The 16,496-nt window shown below is 56.2% G+C and carries 12 protein-coding genes; 8 read left to right on the top strand and 4 right to left on the bottom strand.

Annotated features, from left to right (window positions below):
* Positions 1-25: 25 nt before the first annotated feature.
* Both sbcC and sbcD read right to left on the bottom strand, forming a co-directional pair.
* Complete coding sequence (gene sbcC, locus BJP35_RS11315; protein ID WP_047744162.1) at positions 26-3,157, bottom strand: exonuclease subunit SbcC; 3,132 nt, start codon at positions 3,155-3,157, stop codon at positions 26-28.
* Positions 3,154-4,359, bottom strand: a complete 1,206-nt coding sequence (gene sbcD / locus BJP35_RS11310; protein ID WP_047744159.1) for an exonuclease subunit SbcD — start codon at positions 4,357-4,359, stop codon at positions 3,154-3,156. Before sbcD ends, sbcC begins: the two co-directional genes overlap by 4 nt.
* 187 nt (positions 4,360-4,546) lie before the next feature.
* Between sbcD and phoB the strand changes: the two genes are divergently transcribed.
* The 8 genes from phoB (at position 4,547) to BJP35_RS11270 (ending at position 15,034) form a co-directional block, all read left to right on the top strand.
* Entirely contained in the window at positions 4,547-5,236 is a 690-nt protein-coding gene (gene phoB / locus BJP35_RS11305) for a phosphate response regulator transcription factor PhoB (protein WP_008503265.1), read from the top strand.
* A 21-nt stretch (positions 5,237-5,257) separates the two neighbouring features.
* Positions 5,258-6,553: a phosphate regulon sensor histidine kinase PhoR gene (gene phoR / locus BJP35_RS11300; protein WP_014168833.1), complete on the top strand. Its 1,296-nt coding sequence runs from the start codon at positions 5,258-5,260 to the stop codon at positions 6,551-6,553.
* 409 nt (positions 6,554-6,962) lie between these two features.
* Positions 6,963-8,282, top strand: coding sequence for a branched-chain amino acid transporter carrier protein BrnQ (brnQ, locus tag BJP35_RS11295; RefSeq protein ID WP_014168834.1), 1,320 nt, complete (start codon positions 6,963-6,965; stop codon positions 8,280-8,282).
* An 81-nt stretch (positions 8,283-8,363) separates the two neighbouring features.
* On the top strand, positions 8,364-9,737 hold the full coding sequence (gene proY, locus BJP35_RS11290; protein WP_014168835.1) for a proline-specific permease ProY: 1,374 nt from the start codon (positions 8,364-8,366) through the stop codon (positions 9,735-9,737).
* 153 nt (positions 9,738-9,890) lie between these two features.
* Positions 9,891-11,708 carry a maltodextrin glucosidase gene (gene malZ / locus BJP35_RS11285; protein ID WP_032681572.1) on the top strand — a complete coding sequence of 606 codons (1,818 nt, stop codon included), beginning with the start codon at positions 9,891-9,893 and terminating at the stop codon, positions 11,706-11,708.
* A gap of 200 nt (positions 11,709-11,908) precedes the next feature.
* On the top strand, positions 11,909-12,550 hold the full coding sequence (locus BJP35_RS11280; protein ID WP_047744157.1) for a hydrolase: 642 nt from the start codon (positions 11,909-11,911) through the stop codon (positions 12,548-12,550).
* 48 nt (positions 12,551-12,598) lie between these two features.
* Complete coding sequence (locus BJP35_RS11275) at positions 12,599-13,144, top strand: antibiotic biosynthesis monooxygenase (protein ID WP_014168838.1); 546 nt, start codon at positions 12,599-12,601, stop codon at positions 13,142-13,144.
* Between the two features lie 21 nt (positions 13,145-13,165).
* Positions 13,166-15,034: an amidohydrolase gene (locus BJP35_RS11270; RefSeq protein WP_014168839.1), complete on the top strand. Its 1,869-nt coding sequence runs from the start codon at positions 13,166-13,168 to the stop codon at positions 15,032-15,034.
* A 69-nt stretch (positions 15,035-15,103) separates the two neighbouring features.
* Here BJP35_RS11270 and BJP35_RS11265 read toward each other — a convergent pair whose 3' ends face one another.
* Both BJP35_RS11265 and acpH read right to left on the bottom strand, forming a co-directional pair.
* On the bottom strand, positions 15,104-15,706 hold the full coding sequence (locus BJP35_RS11265; protein WP_014168840.1) for a peroxiredoxin: 603 nt from the start codon (positions 15,704-15,706) through the stop codon (positions 15,104-15,106).
* A 127-nt stretch (positions 15,707-15,833) separates the two neighbouring features.
* Positions 15,834-16,415, bottom strand: a complete 582-nt coding sequence (gene acpH / locus BJP35_RS11260; RefSeq protein ID WP_047744156.1) for an ACP phosphodiesterase — start codon at positions 16,413-16,415, stop codon at positions 15,834-15,836.
* Positions 16,416-16,496 lie beyond the last annotated feature (81 nt).

The raw sequence follows: 16,496 nt of genomic DNA, 5'->3' as shown, positions 1-16,496 counted from the left end.
GAGGGTGCCCTAACGCAGGGCACCCTCACTCCACCGCAAACACCTTATCCAGCTTGCTATACCCCAGCCCGTTAATCTTCTTCACTTTGATCTGCACCGGGATCCGCTCTTTCATCGCCTCGACGTGGCTAATCACGCCAATGGTTTTCCCGGTGGCGTTCAGCGCGTCGAGCGCATCCAGGGCGGTATCCAGCGTTTCGCTGTCGAGCGTGCCGAAGCCTTCATCCAGGAACAGCGAATCGATGCGTGTCTTGTGACTCACCAGATCGGAAAGCGCCAGCGCCAGTGCCAGGCTAACAAGGAAGCTTTCGCCGCCGGAGAGGGTACGGGTATCGCGCACCGCGTCCGCCTGCCAGGTATCCACCACTTCGAGTTCCAGCGCATCGCTGACCTTGCGCTGCAGCAAATAGCGCCCGTGCAGGCGATTTAGCTGCTGGTTGGCAAGCCAGACCAGATTATCCAGCGTGAGCCCCTGGGCAAACTTACGGAACTTGTCGCCGGTGCTGGAACCTATCAGCGAATTCAGATAGCTCCAGTCATCGGCCAGCCGCGCGGCCTCTTCAATATGCTGCATGAGCGCCAACTGGTGCTGACGGTTATGGCTGTCCTGTTTAAGTTGCTGGCGGATCTCACCCTGATGAGTGGTGTTCTCCCGAAGCTGTTGCCCGAGTTGCTGTAGCTGCAACTGCAGGGTTGGCGCATCGAGTTCCAGCCCTTCCGGTCGCTGCGTCTGATGAGCCTGCAGCTGCTGGTTTGCCTGTGCGAACAGCGCGGTTGCCTGCTGAAGCTGGTTTTCCAGGGTCTGCTTACGGTGTTCAAGACGGCGGATAGTCTCTTCATCAAGCAGTGCAGCCAGAAAGGCCTCCCGATCGGCGAAGCAGCTTGCGGTCAGTGCGGCGGTGAAGTGCGTCGTGGCGTGCTGCAGCCGCTCGCTTTCGAGGCTTTCCTGCTGTTGCAATGTGGCAAGCTGGCTCTGAAGAGAAACGCATTCGTCGTGCGTTTCGCGCCAGTTATCAGGAATGGCCGGTTCGGTTTCTGTGTCGTTTGTGGCGGGCAGGGTGTCGAGCAGCGGCATCAGAGCCGTCATGCGCTCCTGCATGACGCCATGCTGTGTCTGTTTTTCCTGCCACTGTGCGAACTCGGCTTCACGTTCGTTCAGCCAGGCAGCCTCTTTGCCTTCCTCCGGGACGTTGAGTGACAGCGTCAGCAGGGTCGTTTCCAGCGCCTGGCGCGTGGCCGTCAGCTGCTGTTGATACTGACGCGCCTGCGCGTCCTGTTCATTCAGCTGTTGCTGCAGCGTCAGACGCTGGCTCAGCTGGTAAAGCTGACGCTCATACTGCTCTTGTTCGTTCATCCACGGGGCAATATCTTCCTGAATATTCAGAGTGATATTTAGGGACGCGCAAACGGATTGCCACTCTTTAGTGAGCGCTTGCTCCTCCTGAGAGAGCGTCTGAGCATCGTCTGTCTCACGCTGGATCTGCCGGGTCAGGGCATTCACCTGGCCGAGAACTAACAATCCTTCCTCTTTAAGCGCAGCGACCTCTTTGGCTAACTGGTCGCGACGCTGCTGGTTGGCACTCAGCTCCAGCGCCTGATAGGCAGTGACCGCCGGGTGCGAGGTTGAGCCGCACAGCGGGCAGGGCTGTCCCGCCTGCAGCTGCGCACGCTCTGCTTCCAGACTTTTAATCTTCTCTTCCTGTCTGCAGAGCGTTTCAAGATCCAGATAATGCTGGTTTTTCTCTTTGTACTGCTGGCGACGCAGCGTCAGCGTTTCATTGAGTTTTACCTGCTCTGTCTGGGCTTTCTGCAGGCTTTCACCGTTCTGGCGCAGACGCTGTTGCAGCGGCAGATAACGGGCCTGAAGCGACATCAGCCGCTGGCGGAAAGTCCGTGACTGAGCCTGTTGCTCCATCGCCACGCTGACCTCGTCAGCCGTGAGCGTCAGGGCGTTTTCCGGCATCTCTGTCAGCTTCTGGCGTAATTCAGCAATGCGCGTGGAAAGCGTGGCGATCTGATGTTTATCGCGATTCAGCTGTGCAAAATGGGCGCGCCAGCCTGCTATCTCCTGGCCCCACTGACGATACCGCTCGTGCTCTGCCAGCCACTGTGCCAGCGCCGTAAGGTCGGTCTGCAGTTGTGCATGGCTACGCTGGGCCGTATTACGGATACGCGAGCGCAGCGCGGTTTTTGCTTGTAAGCGAGCATTTACTTCAACAATGCGCTGCTTCGTTTGCCCCAGCCGGGTGGTTTGCTCTTGCTGGCTGTCCCACAGTGGTCGCAGCTGGGCGGCGGGGTGAGCAAGCTGGAGCGTTGCCAGCTCGGGCGCAGCCTCGGTCAGTGCCTGTTGCGCCTGTTGCTGCAAGGTGGCAACGCGCTGCTGCTCACGTATAAGCTCGTCATTGCGCGTAAGCCACTGAAAATCTTTCTGTTGATTCTGCTGTTGCGCCAGCAGCGTTTTTTCTTCGTCAGTAAGTGCCTGCAAACTTTGCTGTAACTGCTGCTGTTGCTCTTCACTCAACAACACGACGCCTGCAGCCTGTGCCTCATACACCTCAAGGGCGTTACGTGCGGCTTTGTGTTTCTCAAACACCATGGCGGAAATCTGACCGTAGATCTCGGTTCCGGTCAGTTCTTCCAGCAGTTCGGCGCGGTCGGAAGGTCTGGCATTGAGGAAGGCGGCAAATTGCCCCTGAGAGAGCAGCATTGAGCGGGTAAAACGGCCATAATCCAGCCCGGTGAGGGCGGCCGTTTGTTCCAGTTTATCCGACACTTTGTCGGCCAGAATTTTACCGTCCTCACAGCGTGCCAGCTCGACGCGTGGGGCCTGAAGATTACCGTCGGGCTGATTTCGCGCGCGGTTCTGACTCCAGAAAGCGCGATAGGCAATACCTTTGACTTCAAACTCAACTTCGGCAAGGCATTCGGCCGTGTCGCGCGTCATCAAATCGTTTTGTGCCTGGGAGACTTTCTGCAGACGCGGCGTTTCGTGATACAGCGCCAGACAAATGGCGTCGAGCAGGGTCGTTTTCCCTGCGCCGGTAGCCCCGGTAATCGCAAACAGTCCGTTGCTGGCAAACGGCTCCGCGGTAAAATCGATTTTCCACTCACCCTTCAGTGAGTTGATATTTTTCAGACGCAGGCTGAGGATTTTCATGCGTTTTCTTCCTCATCGTTCAGGGCATGCAGGGTGTGCGTAAACAGCTCGTTCAGCCGTGCGCGTTTCGCGTCGTCAATCTCCTCGTGGGAGAGCCGGCGTTCAAAGACCTCTTCCACCCTGAGTTCGCTGAGCGTTTCGCGCTGAGCGCCGAGCAGAATTTTCTCGCGCTGCTCGCGGCTGCGGCGCACCAGCAGCACCTCTACCGGCAGGTCTTCCGTGAGTACCTGAATTTTACGCTGTACATCATGCAGGTAGTCGGCGCTGGCGATCTCAATATCCAGCCAGACCGGCGGGTTTTGTTCCACGCCGCGCCACTGTTCAAGCTGGGCGGTGATGGCGTCCAGATCGCCTTTCAGCACCGCCAGCGGCTGGGTGACGGGCACTTTCAGCGTGTCAACGGCGCTGAGCTTGCCGTCGCTAAAGCTCACCAGATGGACACTTTTGGCTTTGCCTGTCTCATCAAAACTCAGCGAGATGGGCGAGCCGCAGTAGCGAATGTGCTCGCAGCCGCCGATAACCTGCGCCCGGTGGATATGCCCGAGGGCAATATACTCCGCGGGCGGGAAGTTTTGTGCCGGGAAAGCATCCAGCGTGCCAATATAAATGTCACGCACCGCGTCGCTTTTGCTGGCCCCAACGGTGGTGAGGTGCCCGGTGGCAATCACCGGAATCGCCTGGTCGCCGCGAAGGGCACAGGCCTGGGCATGCTGCTGGTGGTAATAGTCGGTGATGGCCTGCAGCAAATGCTGCTGTTTTTCTGCGCCGGAAAGCCCCGCCTGGCTTTGGACAATATCGCGCGGGCGTAAAAATGGGATCGGACACAGTACCGCACCCGGCGTCCCGTCGCGCTTTTTCAGGATCTGCGGCGCATGTCCTGCGCTGGCCACCACGGTAGTATTGAGAAACGCCAGAATATCGCGGGATTCATTTAACGTTGCGACGGAATCATGGTTGCCGGCAACAATCACCAGATGACAGCCCGTTTGCTGCAGATTGACGACAAAACGGTTATATAACTCGCGCGCATAGCTGGGGGGCGAGCCGGTATCGAAGATGTCACCCGCCACAATAATGGCGTCCACCTCATGAGAGCGGGCCGTATCCAGCAGCCAGTTCAGGAACGCTTCGTGTTCAGCCGCCCGGCTTTTGCTGTAAAAATTTTGACCCAGATGCCAGTCAGAGGTGTGTAGTATGCGCATTGCTGATCCGTGGCGAAAAAGAGAAAGCAGGATTATAAACTGTCAGGGAACAGAAAATAACCGCTGTAATAAAACAACAGTTTGCCCTTTATAGTGGTACTGTTTTTCATAAATCTGTCATAAATCTGACGCATAATGACGCCGCATTACAAACTTGTAACTTAAATAAGATAAAACAGGGCAAAGTATGGCGAGACGTATTCTGGTCGTAGAAGATGAAGCTCCGATTCGTGAAATGGTATGCTTCGTGCTCGAGCAAAATGGCTTCCAGCCGGTTGAGGCGGAAGATTATGACAGCGCGGTGAACCAGCTGAATGAACCCTGGCCCGATCTGATTCTGCTCGACTGGATGTTGCCTGGCGGCTCCGGGCTGCAGTTTATCAAACACCTGAAACGTGAAGCGCTAACCCGCGATATACCGGTTGTGATGCTCACGGCGCGCGGTGAAGAAGAGGATCGCGTACGCGGTCTGGAAACGGGGGCGGACGATTACATTACCAAACCGTTCTCACCGAAAGAGCTGGTTGCCCGCATTAAAGCCGTTATGCGCCGCATTTCACCGATGGCGGTGGAAGAGGTGATTGAGATGCAGGGACTGAGCCTTGACCCTACCTCACACCGCGTCATGACCGGTGAAAATCCCCTCGATATGGGGCCTACCGAATTTAAACTTCTGCATTTCTTTATGACTCACCCGGAGCGCGTATACAGCCGCGAACAGTTGCTGAATAACGTCTGGGGAACTAACGTGTATGTCGAAGACCGGACGGTTGACGTACATATCCGCCGCCTGCGAAAAGCGCTGGAACTGAGCGGCCACGATCGCATGGTGCAGACGGTCCGCGGCACGGGTTATCGTTTTTCAACCCGTTTCTGAACAATGACAGGAGTGTGACGCGTGCTGGAACGTCTGTCATGGAAAAGGCTCGTCTTTGAACTGATCTTATGCTGTATTCCGGCCTTCATTCTGGGGGCCTTTCTTGGATATTTGCCGTGGTTTCTGCTGGCGTCGGTTACCGGGCTGCTGATCTGGCATTTCTGGAACCTGCTGCGCCTCTCGTGGTGGCTATGGGTTGACCGAAGTATGACGCCTCCGCCGGGAAGCGGAAGCTGGGAGCCGCTGCTGTACGGTCTGCACCAGATGCAGATGCGTAACAAAAAGCGTCGTCGGGAGCTGGGAAGCCTGATCAAACGCTTCCGTAGCGGCGCTGAGTCGCTGCCGGATGCTGTCATTCTGACGACCGAAGAAGGGACGATCTTCTGGTGTAACGGCCTCGCGCAACAGCTGCTGGGCCTGCGCTGGCCGGACGATAATGGCCAGAACATCCTCAACCTTCTGCGTTATCCCGAGTTCACGCTGTACCTGAAAAAGCGTGATTTTACCCGCCCCCACAACCTGAAGCTCAATAATGGGCGCCATCTGGAAATCCGTGTGATGCCTTACAGCGACCAGCAGTGGCTGATGGTTGCCCGTGATGTCACCCAGATGCACCAGCTGGAAGGGGCGCGACGCAACTTCTTTGCCAACGTCAGCCACGAATTACGCACTCCGCTGACGGTGCTTCAGGGGTACCTGGAGATGATGCAGGAGCAAACGCTGGAAGGCGCGCCGCGCGAGAAAGCGTTGCATACGATGCGTGAACAAACGCACCGTATGGAAGGGCTGGTGAAACAGCTGCTGACGCTCTCGAAAATTGAGGCCGCCCCCTCGCTGGCATTGAATGACACCATTGATGTTCCGATGATGCTGCGGGTGGTGGAGCGCGAAGCGCAGACGTTAAGCCATAAAATGCATCAGCTGACCTTCGAGGTCGACAACACGCTCAAGGTGCTTGGCAGCGAAGATGAGCTGCGCAGCGCCATTTCCAATCTGGTGTATAACGCGGTGAATCATACGCCAGCGGGGACGGATATCGTGGTGCGCTGGCAGCACACGCCAACGGGCGCTGAGTTCAGCGTAGAGGATAACGGGCCGGGGATCGCACCTGAACACATCCCGCGTCTGACCGAGCGCTTCTACCGGGTGGATAAAGCGCGCTCACGGCAGACCGGCGGCAGCGGTCTGGGGCTGGCTATTGTGAAACACGCGGTGAATCACCATGAAAGCCGTCTCGATATTCAAAGCACGCTGGGTAAGGGAACCCGCTTCAGTTTCGTTATCCCGGAACGATTAATTGCCAAAAAGATCGCCTGACGACAGGCGTGTCAGTTTACCTTTCCACGGGCCAGCGTTTGCTGGCCCGTTTGCTTTGCAGTCAAGCGAAACGCGGCTGAATATTATACGGCTGGCTGTTTTTTGTTCGCATGATTAGCCATGGGTTTTTCTTATAATTAGCGTATTGTGCTGGTCTGATTTTTGATGCTGGCATATTGTTCTGGTTTCACGATCCCATCTTGCCTTTAAACGTTATAAGCGTTTAAATTGCGCCCCAGATACTGTCATACCGACTGTATTTGCGTGGTAAATCGAAAAACTATTCTTCTCCACGCCAGGACGGGAGCATATCCCGCTGAAATTGAGCAAATTTTCCGCTGTATCGTCCCGTCAGAGATAGCGAAAATCTCAATGTTTTCAACACCACATCCACAGGCAGTAAGGTTTTATGACCCATCACTTAAAATCGCGTGACATCATCGCGCTGGGCTTTATGACATTTGCGCTGTTCGTTGGCGCAGGCAACATCATTTTCCCTCCAATGGTTGGCTTACAGGCGGGTGAACACGTCTGGACCGCTGCGTTTGGTTTCCTGATTACTGCTGTGGGTCTGCCGGTACTGACCGTCGTCGCGCTGGCGAAAGTCGGTGGTGGCGTTGATAGCCTCAGCACCCCGATTGGCAAAGTGGCCGGCATTCTGCTGGCGACCGTCTGCTATCTGGCCGTTGGCCCGCTGTTTGCGACCCCGCGTACCGCGACCGTATCCTTCGAAGTGGGGATTGCCCCGCTGACTGGCGATGGCGCGATGCCGCTGTTTATCTACAGCCTGATTTACTTCGCGATTGTGATTCTGGTTTCCCTCTATCCGGGCAAGCTGCTGGATACCGTGGGTAACTTCCTGGCTCCGCTGAAAATCGTGGCGCTGATTGTGCTGGCGGTTGCGGCCATCGTCTGGCCCGCAGGCCCGATTAGCGATGCGATGGACGCCTATAAAAACGCCGCGTTCTCCAATGGCTTTGTGAACGGCTACCTGACGATGGATACGCTGGGCGCAATGGTGTTTGGTATTGTTATCGTGAATGCCGCACGTTCCCGCGGCGTAACGGAAGCGCGTCTGCTGACTCGCTACACCATCTGGGCTGGCCTGATGGCCGGTGTAGGGCTGACGCTGCTGTACCTGGCGCTGTTCCGTCTGGGCTCAGATAGCGCCATACTGGTCGATCAAAATGCCAACGGCGCGGCGATCCTCCATGCTTACGTACAGCACACCTTTGGTGGTGCGGGTAGTCTGCTGCTGGCGGTACTGATTTTCCTGGCGTGCCTTGTCACCGCCGTGGGGCTGACCTGCGCCTGCGCTGAGTTCTTTGCTCAGTATCTGCCGCTCTCTTACCGTACGCTGGTCTTTATCCTGGGCATCTTCTCCATGGCGGTGTCAAACCTCGGTCTGAGCCACCTGATTCAGGTCTCTATCCCGGTGCTGACGGCCATCTATCCGCCATGTATCGTGCTGGTGGTGCTGAGCTTCACCCGCCCGTGGTGGAACAACTCGTCGCGAATTATTGCGCCAGCCATGTTTATCAGCCTGATTTTTGGTATCCTTGACGGGATTAAAGCATCCGCCTTTGCGCAAATACTGCCAGCCTGGACACAGCGTCTGCCGCTGTCCGAGCAAGGCCTGGCCTGGTTGATGCCTACCGTTGTTGCACTGGTTCTGGCCATTATCTGGGATCGTGCTGCAGGGCGTCAGGTCGCATCGAACGCCCATTAATCAACGGCAACAAACTGTTTAACCACGGGGCTTAAGGCCCCGTGGTTTTTTGTTTTTTTCGAGTTGAATGGCAAGATTTAAATGGAAAGCACTAACAAACTCAAACGTGGACTCAGCACCCGCCACATTCGCTTTATGGCGCTGGGATCCGCTATCGGTACCGGTCTTTTTTATGGCTCGGCAGATGCCATTAAAATGGCCGGTCCCAGCGTTCTGCTGGCCTACATCATCGGTGGCGTGGCCGCGTATATTATCATGCGCGCCCTCGGGGAGATGTCGGTTCACAATCCGTCTGCCAGTTCGTTCTCGCGCTATGCGCAGGAAAACTTAGGCCCGCTGGCGGGCTTCATCACCGGCTGGACCTACTGCTTCGAAATTCTGATTGTGGCCATTGCCGACGTTACCGCCTTTGGCATCTACATGGGCGTCTGGTTCCCCGCGGTTCCGCACTGGATCTGGGTGCTGAGCGTGGTGCTGATCATCTGTGCCGTCAACCTGATGAGCGTGAAGGTGTTTGGTGAACTGGAGTTCTGGTTCTCCTTCTTCAAAGTTGCCACCATTATCATCATGATTATCGCGGGCTTCGGGATCATCATCTGGGGTATCGGCAACGGCGGTCAGCCAACGGGGATTCATAACCTCTGGAGCAACGGCGGCTTCTTCAGCAACGGCTGGCTCGGCATGGTGATGTCGCTGCAGATGGTCATGTTTGCCTACGGCGGGATCGAGATTATCGGCATTACCGCCGGGGAAGCGAAAGACCCGGAGAAATCCATTCCGCGCGCCATCAACTCAGTGCCAATGCGTATTCTGGTGTTCTATGTGGGGACGCTGTTCGTCATTATGTCCATCTACCCGTGGAACCAGGTGGGCACTAACGGCAGCCCGTTTGTGCTGACCTTCCAGCATATGGGCATCGCGTTTGCCGCCAGTATCCTGAACTTTGTGGTGCTGACCGCCTCGCTTTCGGCAATCAACAGTGACGTCTTTGGCGTGGGCCGCATGCTGCACGGAATGGCGGAGCAGGGCAGTGCGCCTAAGGTGTTTGCCAAAACCTCTCGTCGCGGCACGCCGTGGGTGACGGTAATGGTGATGACCGTAGCCCTGCTGCTGTCGGTCTACCTGAACTACATCATGCCGGAGAATGTGTTCCTGGTGATTGCGTCGCTGGCGACCTTCGCGACCGTGTGGGTGTGGATCATGATCCTGTTGTCACAGATTGCGTTCCGTCGCCGTCTGTCACCGGAAGAGGCGAAAGCGCTGAAGTTCAAAGTGCCGGGTGGGGTGGTGACAACCGCTGTCGGTCTGGTCTTCCTGGTCTTTATCATCGCCCTGATTGGCTATCATCCGGATACCCGTATCTCCCTTTACGTGGGCTGTGCGTGGATCGTCCTGCTGCTGCTGGGCTGGATGTTCAAATGCCGCCGCGACCGTCAGCTGGCGCAGGCACAGTAAACTTCCGTCTCCCCGCAGTGGGACTGGAAGGAGGCATCCGCTCACGCTGATGCCTCCTCCCCCGTCCTCCTCCCTCAATAAACCTCGTCATGATGAGCTAACCTTAACCCCCCTGTGGCAAGGTGACGTCAATTTCATCAAAGGGGATTCGTGATGTTAAACGCCTGGCACCTTCCGGTTGCCCCATTTGTTAAGCAAAACAAAGACAACCTTGTGATTACGCTTTGGCTGGCGGGGGAAAATCAGCCTGAACGCGTGACGCTACGCGCCGAAATTGATAACGAAGAGACCGCGCTGAAAATGCATAAGCAGCGCAGCCAGCCGCAGCCCGGGATCACGGCGTGGCGGGCAAACATCGATTTAACCCGTGGACAGCCGCGTCGTCGCTACAGTTTTAAACTGCTGTGGAATAACCGCCAGCTGTGGTTTACCCCGCAGGGGTTTAGCCGTTTTCCGCCGGCCCGGCTGGAGCAGTTTGCCGTCGATTACCCGGACAATGGCCCGCAATGGGTTAACGATCAGGTGTTTTACCAGATTTTCCCGGACCGCTTTGCCCGAAGCGAAAAGCGCACTGCAGACCAGGACAAGGTTTATTACCACCACGCAGCAGGTCACGACATTATCCTCAAAGCATGGGATGAACCGCTGACCGCGCAGGCAGGTGGCTCGACGTTTTACGGCGGCGATCTCGACGGGATCAGCGAAAAACTCCCGTACCTGAAAAAACTGGGCGTGACGGCGCTGTACCTTAACCCGGTGTTTAAAGCCCCGAGCGTGCATAAATACGACACCGAAGATTATCGTCATGTTGATGAGCAGTTTGGCGGCGATGCCGCGCTGCTGCGCCTGCGACAGAACACTAAAAACGAAGGGATGCGCCTGATTCTGGACGGCGTGTTCAACCACAGCGGGGATTCGCACGCGTGGTTTGACCGTCATAACCAGTCGATGAGCGGGGCATGCCATAACCCGGATTCGCCGCAGCGTGACTGGTACAGCTTTAATGAAGAGGGCTACGCGCTGGACTGGCTGGGCTACCCAAGCCTGCCGAAGCTGGATTTCCAGTCGCCTTCTCTGGTCAACGAAATCTACGGCGGTGAAGACAGCGTTGTCCGCCACTGGCTTAAGGCACCATGGAACATGGACGGCTGGCGTCTTGACGTGGTGCATATGCTGGGTGAAGCGGGCGGAGCGCGTAATAACCTTCAGCACGTTGCAGGTATCACCCGCTCAGCGAAAGCCGCGCAGCCGGAGGCCTTTGTCTTTGGCGAGCATTTTGGCGATGCACGCCAGTGGCTGCAAGCCGATGCAGAAGATTCGGCCATGAACTACCGCGGTTTTACCTTCCCGCTATGGGGATTTCTGGCGAACACCGATATCTCCTACGATCCGCAGCATATCGACGCCGAAACCTGTATGGCATGGATGGATAACTACCGCGCCAGCCTGTCGCATCAGCAGCAGTTGCGGATGTTTAACCAGCTGGACAGCCACGATACCGCACGTTTTAAATCCCTGCTTGGCAAGGATGTGGCACGTCTGCCGCTGGCCGTTACCTGGCTCTTCACCTGGCCAGGCGTGCCGTGCATTTACTACGGTGATGAGGTGGGGCTGGAGGGGAACAACGATCCCTTCTGCCGCAAAACCTTCCCCTGGGATCCGGCGAAGCAGGACAAGGCGCTGCTCAGCCTGTACCAGCGTCTGGCTAAGCTTCGTAAACAGAACCAGGCGCTGCGTTACGGTGGCTGTCAGGTGGTGTATGCCCACGATAACGTGGTGGTGTTTGCCCGCGTCTACAACCAGCAACGCGTGCTGGTCGCCATCAACCGCGGAGAAGCCTGTGAAGTGGTGCTGGATGACTCTCCGTTGCTGCACGTGAAGGCGTGGCAACGCAAAGAGGGTAAAGGCACGATTCAGGAAGGCATTCTCTCCCTACCGGCCATTTCCGCCTCCGTCTGGTTCGGAAATTAATCGTCATCAGCAACCGGTTTATTTCCCGGTTGCTGAAAATTCCCCTAAGTTGTTCGGTTAATTTCAACAGAGGGGACAAATATCTTTACTATCCGCTCAATCAATTCTCGCTATACTCAAATTGCTTTATCAGTCAGGGCCCTTTCTCATATAGCACACCAAAACGTTGGCTTTTAACACATTGATTAAAAGGTACTTTTATGTCTATTCGTGAACTGATTGACCCGTCCAATTCCGTACTGATTTTTATCGATCACCAACCGCAAATGTCTTTTGGCGTGGCAAATATTGACCGTCAGTTATTAAAGAATAATACGGTGGCTCTGGCAAAAGCAGGCAAAATTTTTGATGTTCCGGTTATCTACACCTCTGTCGAAACAAAAAGCTTTAGCGGATACATCTGGCCAGAACTGCTGGCGGTTCACCCGACGGTTAAACCGATTGAACGTACCTCTATGAACTCCTGGGAAGACGATGCGTTTGTTGCGGCAGTGAAAGCAACGGGCCGCAAGAAACTTATCATCTCAGCCCTGTGGACCGAAGTTTGCCTGACCTTCCCGGCGCTGATGGCTCTGGATGAAGGGTTTGAAGTTTATGTAGTGACCGATACTTCCGGTGGTACCTCCGTAGATGCCCATGAACGTGCGATTGACCGTATGGTTCAAGCGGGCGCGGTTCCTGTGACCTGGCAGCAGGTGCTGCTTGAGTATCAGCGCGACTGGTCTCGCAAAGGCACTTACGACGCGGTCATGGACCTGGTCCGTGAGCACAGCGGCGCTTATGGCATGGGCGTTGACTATGCCTACACCCTCGTTCACGGTGCGCCAGAACGCAAAGCGTAAACCTTTCAGGGCGGGGTTCTCCCGCCCATTAATGACCAGGAAACTATTATGGCGCACACATCGCATGTCACGCTGGTGATCACCCACACCTTGCTGCCGGGTCAGGCTGAGCGATACGAACAGTGGCTGGGTAAGATCATGCCCATCGCGGCGGAATTTCCGGGGCATCTTGGCGCGAACGTCATCCGCCCGACCGACGGACAACATCTGTGGACGGTGATAATCCGTTTCGACACCCTCGAACACCTCTCTGCGTGGACCCAGTCCGATACCCGTAATGCGCTGGTAAAAGAGATTGAACCGCTGCTGGCGGAAGGCGATAAAACCGAAGTGCGTACCGAGGCGGCGTTCTGGTTTACTCCACCGGAGCCTCATGTGCGTAAGCCTAAACAGTGGAAACAGTTTCTCATTACCCTGCTGGTTATCTTCCCCAGTACCAACCTGGTGCCGCTGGTGACCGGTGCGTTGCTTCCTGGCCTGAAAGGTACGTTGTTGCTGCATCTGATTAACGATGCCTGTGTGGTCGCGCTGGTGGTCTGGCTGTGGATGCCCATCGTGACCCGTCTGTTTGCCGGATGGCTCAAAAAAGCCTGATTCGGCTGAAAGGAGTACGTTATGTCTCAAACTGCCACACTGATCTTAACCAAAGGTAAGATCCATACCCTCGATCGCGAAAACCCGCTCACGGAAGCGGTGGCTATTGCTAACGGCAAGATCCTGGCGACGGGCAACCACGATCGCATTATGAGCTATGCGACGCAGGGAACGCAGATTGTCGATCTGAAGGGAAGTACGGTGATCCCCGGGCTTAACGATTCGCACCTGCACCTGATCCGCGGCGGGCTGAACTACAACCTCGAGCTGCGCTGGGAAGGCGTACCGTCGCTGGCGGATGCGCTAAGGATGTTGAAAGATCAGGCCGATCGTACACCTTCACCTCAGTGGGTTCGGGTGGTGGGCGGCTGGAGCGAGTTTCAGTTCGCCGAACGCCGGATGCCGACCATCGAAGAGCTTAACGAGGCGGCACCGGATACGCCAGTGTTTGTCCTGCACCTCTACGATCGTGCCCTGCTTAACCGCGCCGCGTTGAAAGCTGTCGGCTACACCAAAGAGACGCCAAACCCGCCGGGCGGGGAGATTGTGCGTGATAACCACGGCAACCCGACCGGGCTGCTGATCGCTAAACCTAACGCGATGATCCTCTACGCCACGCTGGCAAAAGGACCGAAACTCCCCATTGAGCAGCAGGTTAACTCCACGCGCCAGTTTATGCGTGAGCTTAACCGTCTGGGGCTGACCAGCGCCATTGATGCCGGCGGCGGCTTCCAGAACTACCCGGAAGATTACGAGGTGATTGCCGAACTGCACGCCAAAGAGCAGATGACGGTGCGTATTGCCTACAACCTCTTCACCCAGCGCCCTAAACAGGAGCTGGAGGATTTTGAGCGCTGGACCGATATGCTCAAACCGGGGCAGGGCACAGACTTTTATCGTGCGAACGGGGCAGGAGAGATGCTGGTCTTCTCGGCGGCGGATTTTGAAGATTTCCTCCAGCCGCGCCCGGATCTGCCGCAAGGGATGGAAGACGAGCTGGAACGCGTGGTGCGCCACCTGGTGGAAAACCGCTGGCCGTTCCGGCTGCATGCCACCTATGACGAATCCATCAGCCGGATGCTGGATGTCTTTGAGAAGGTGAACCGTGAGATTCCGTTTAACGGCCTGCACTGGTTCTTTGACCATGCGGAGACCATTACCGAACGTAATATCGAGCGCGTCAAAGCGTTGGGGGGCGGTATTGCGGTGCAACACCGTATGGCGTTCCAGGGCGAATATTTCGTCGACCGCTACGGCAAAGAGGCGGTGAAACACACGCCGCCGGTGGCGAAAATGCTGGAACTGGACGTGCCGGTTGGGCTAGGTACCGACGCAACCCGTGTGGCGAGCTATAACCCGTGGACGGCGCTCTACTGGCTGGTCTCCGGGCGAACCGTCGGCGGCCTGGCGATGTATGACGACAATAACCGCCTGCCGCGTGAGGTAGCGCTGGAGCTGTGGACCGCAGGCAGCGCGTGGTTTTCCAGCGAGCAGGGTAAAAAAGGCCGTCTGGTTGAAGGGCAGCTTGCGGATCTGGTGGTGCTGTCGAAAGATTACTTCAGCGTGACGGAAGAGGAGATCAAGGGCATTGAATCGGTGCTGACCGTTGTGGATGGCAAGGTCGTGTATGCCGCCGGTCATTTCAGTCCGCTGTCACCGCCGCCGATCCCGGTTGTACCGTCGTGGTCACCGGTCGTGAAAGTCCCGGGGCATTACCGCTCTGCGCCGCCTGCAGCCAGCAAAGTGGGGGCGGTGGTGCAGATGCACCAGTGTATTGGTAGCTGCGGGGTGCATGGCCATGCGCACGGCATTGCGCGGCAATCGGATATCCCGGTATCTGATGACCAGGCATTCTGGGGCGTGCTGGGGTGTTCGTGCTTCGCGTTTTAACGTGTGAAAGTGAGATCGTACAAAACAAAAAGGCCCGCAGATGCGGGCCTTTTCCGTAAACCGTGCCGATTACAGGCTGGATACGTTCTCAGACAGGTATTTAGCAACGCCGTCCGGAGACGCGTTCATACCTTCTTTACCTTTTTCCCACTGAGCCGGGCACACTTCACCGTGCTCTTCGTGGAACTGCAGCGCGTCAACCATGCGCAGCATTTCGTCGATGTTACGACCCAGTGGCAGATCGTTAACAACCTGGTGACGAACGATGCCGTTTGCGTCGATCAGGAAAGAACCGCGCAGTGCAACGCCAGCGTCCGGATGCTCAATACCGTAAGCCTGCTGGATTTCGCGTTTGATGTCCGCAACCATTGCGTATTTCACCGCACCGATGCCGCCTTTGTCGACAGGGGTGTTACGCCATGCGTTGTGTACAAATTCAGAGTCGAAGGAGACGCCTACAACTTCTACGCCACGCTTCTGGAATTCTTCGTAACGTTTGTCGAATGCGATCAGCTCAGACGGGCAAACGAAAGTGAAGTCCATTGGCCAGAAGAACAGAACGGTCGCTTTACCGTTGGTGTGCTGTTTGAAGTTGAAGTTTTCAACGATTTCACCGTTGCCCAGAACTGCTGCAGCTGTAAAATCCGGAGCCGGACGAGTTACCAGAACCATGTGATTCTCCTGTAGATACTAAGGTTATTTGGAACGCAACGCCGCCCAGTATAGAGAGTGTTCATTGATAAGACAAAGAGGCGCTAACAATCGTTCAGCAAGCTTTCACCTATCAATGGCATTTCTGTTATAGCTGTTTGTTTTTCGCCTGGGTCATCATACGCGGGTAGAACTGCCAGAACCGCGTCTCCAGCGCCTCGTAGTGGGCGTCCAGGTCATTCCAGGAGTCGCGCAGCGCGTCGAGTCGCGGTCGGCGACTCGCCATCCCGTTTAACACATTCTGTATAAAGTCCATCTCGCGATAGCGCTCAAGCCAGCGTTCTGACCAGAGATAGTTATTCAGATTCACAAAGCGCGGCGGCGAATCCGGCAAAATAATGGACACCTGCTGGTGGGCATAGCGCACGAACGCGTTTAGGGGCATCTCAGGAGAGAGTGTTTCCCAGTGCCGCGAGAGGAAATGGTCCCACATCACATCAAGCGTGATTGGCGCGACGCGCCGCGTTTCAGGGCGGAACCACGCTTTGGCTTCCTGGACTTCCGGCAGGTTATCGGTCAGCACGTCGATACGGCGATGCATAAAAATCCCGTCGACAACCTCTGCGGAGTACGCGTCGGCGGGATTACCGCGCACGAAATCGGCCAGCAGATTGCCGGAAAGAGAGCTGTCAGCGAGATGAGCAAGATGCAGGTGAGCGAGAAAATTCATGCGTTTTATTTGTCCAGGGGCGGCTAGTTGTTGCAGCAAAAGGGTGTGAGCACTAGACTATGCCGCCTGTTTTTAAGTCAC

The organism is Enterobacter sp. J49, assembly GCF_002148625.1.
Taxonomy (GTDB): domain Bacteria; phylum Pseudomonadota; class Gammaproteobacteria; order Enterobacterales; family Enterobacteriaceae; genus Enterobacter; species Enterobacter ludwigii.
This window is presented reverse-complemented; position numbering and strand designations above follow the sequence as displayed.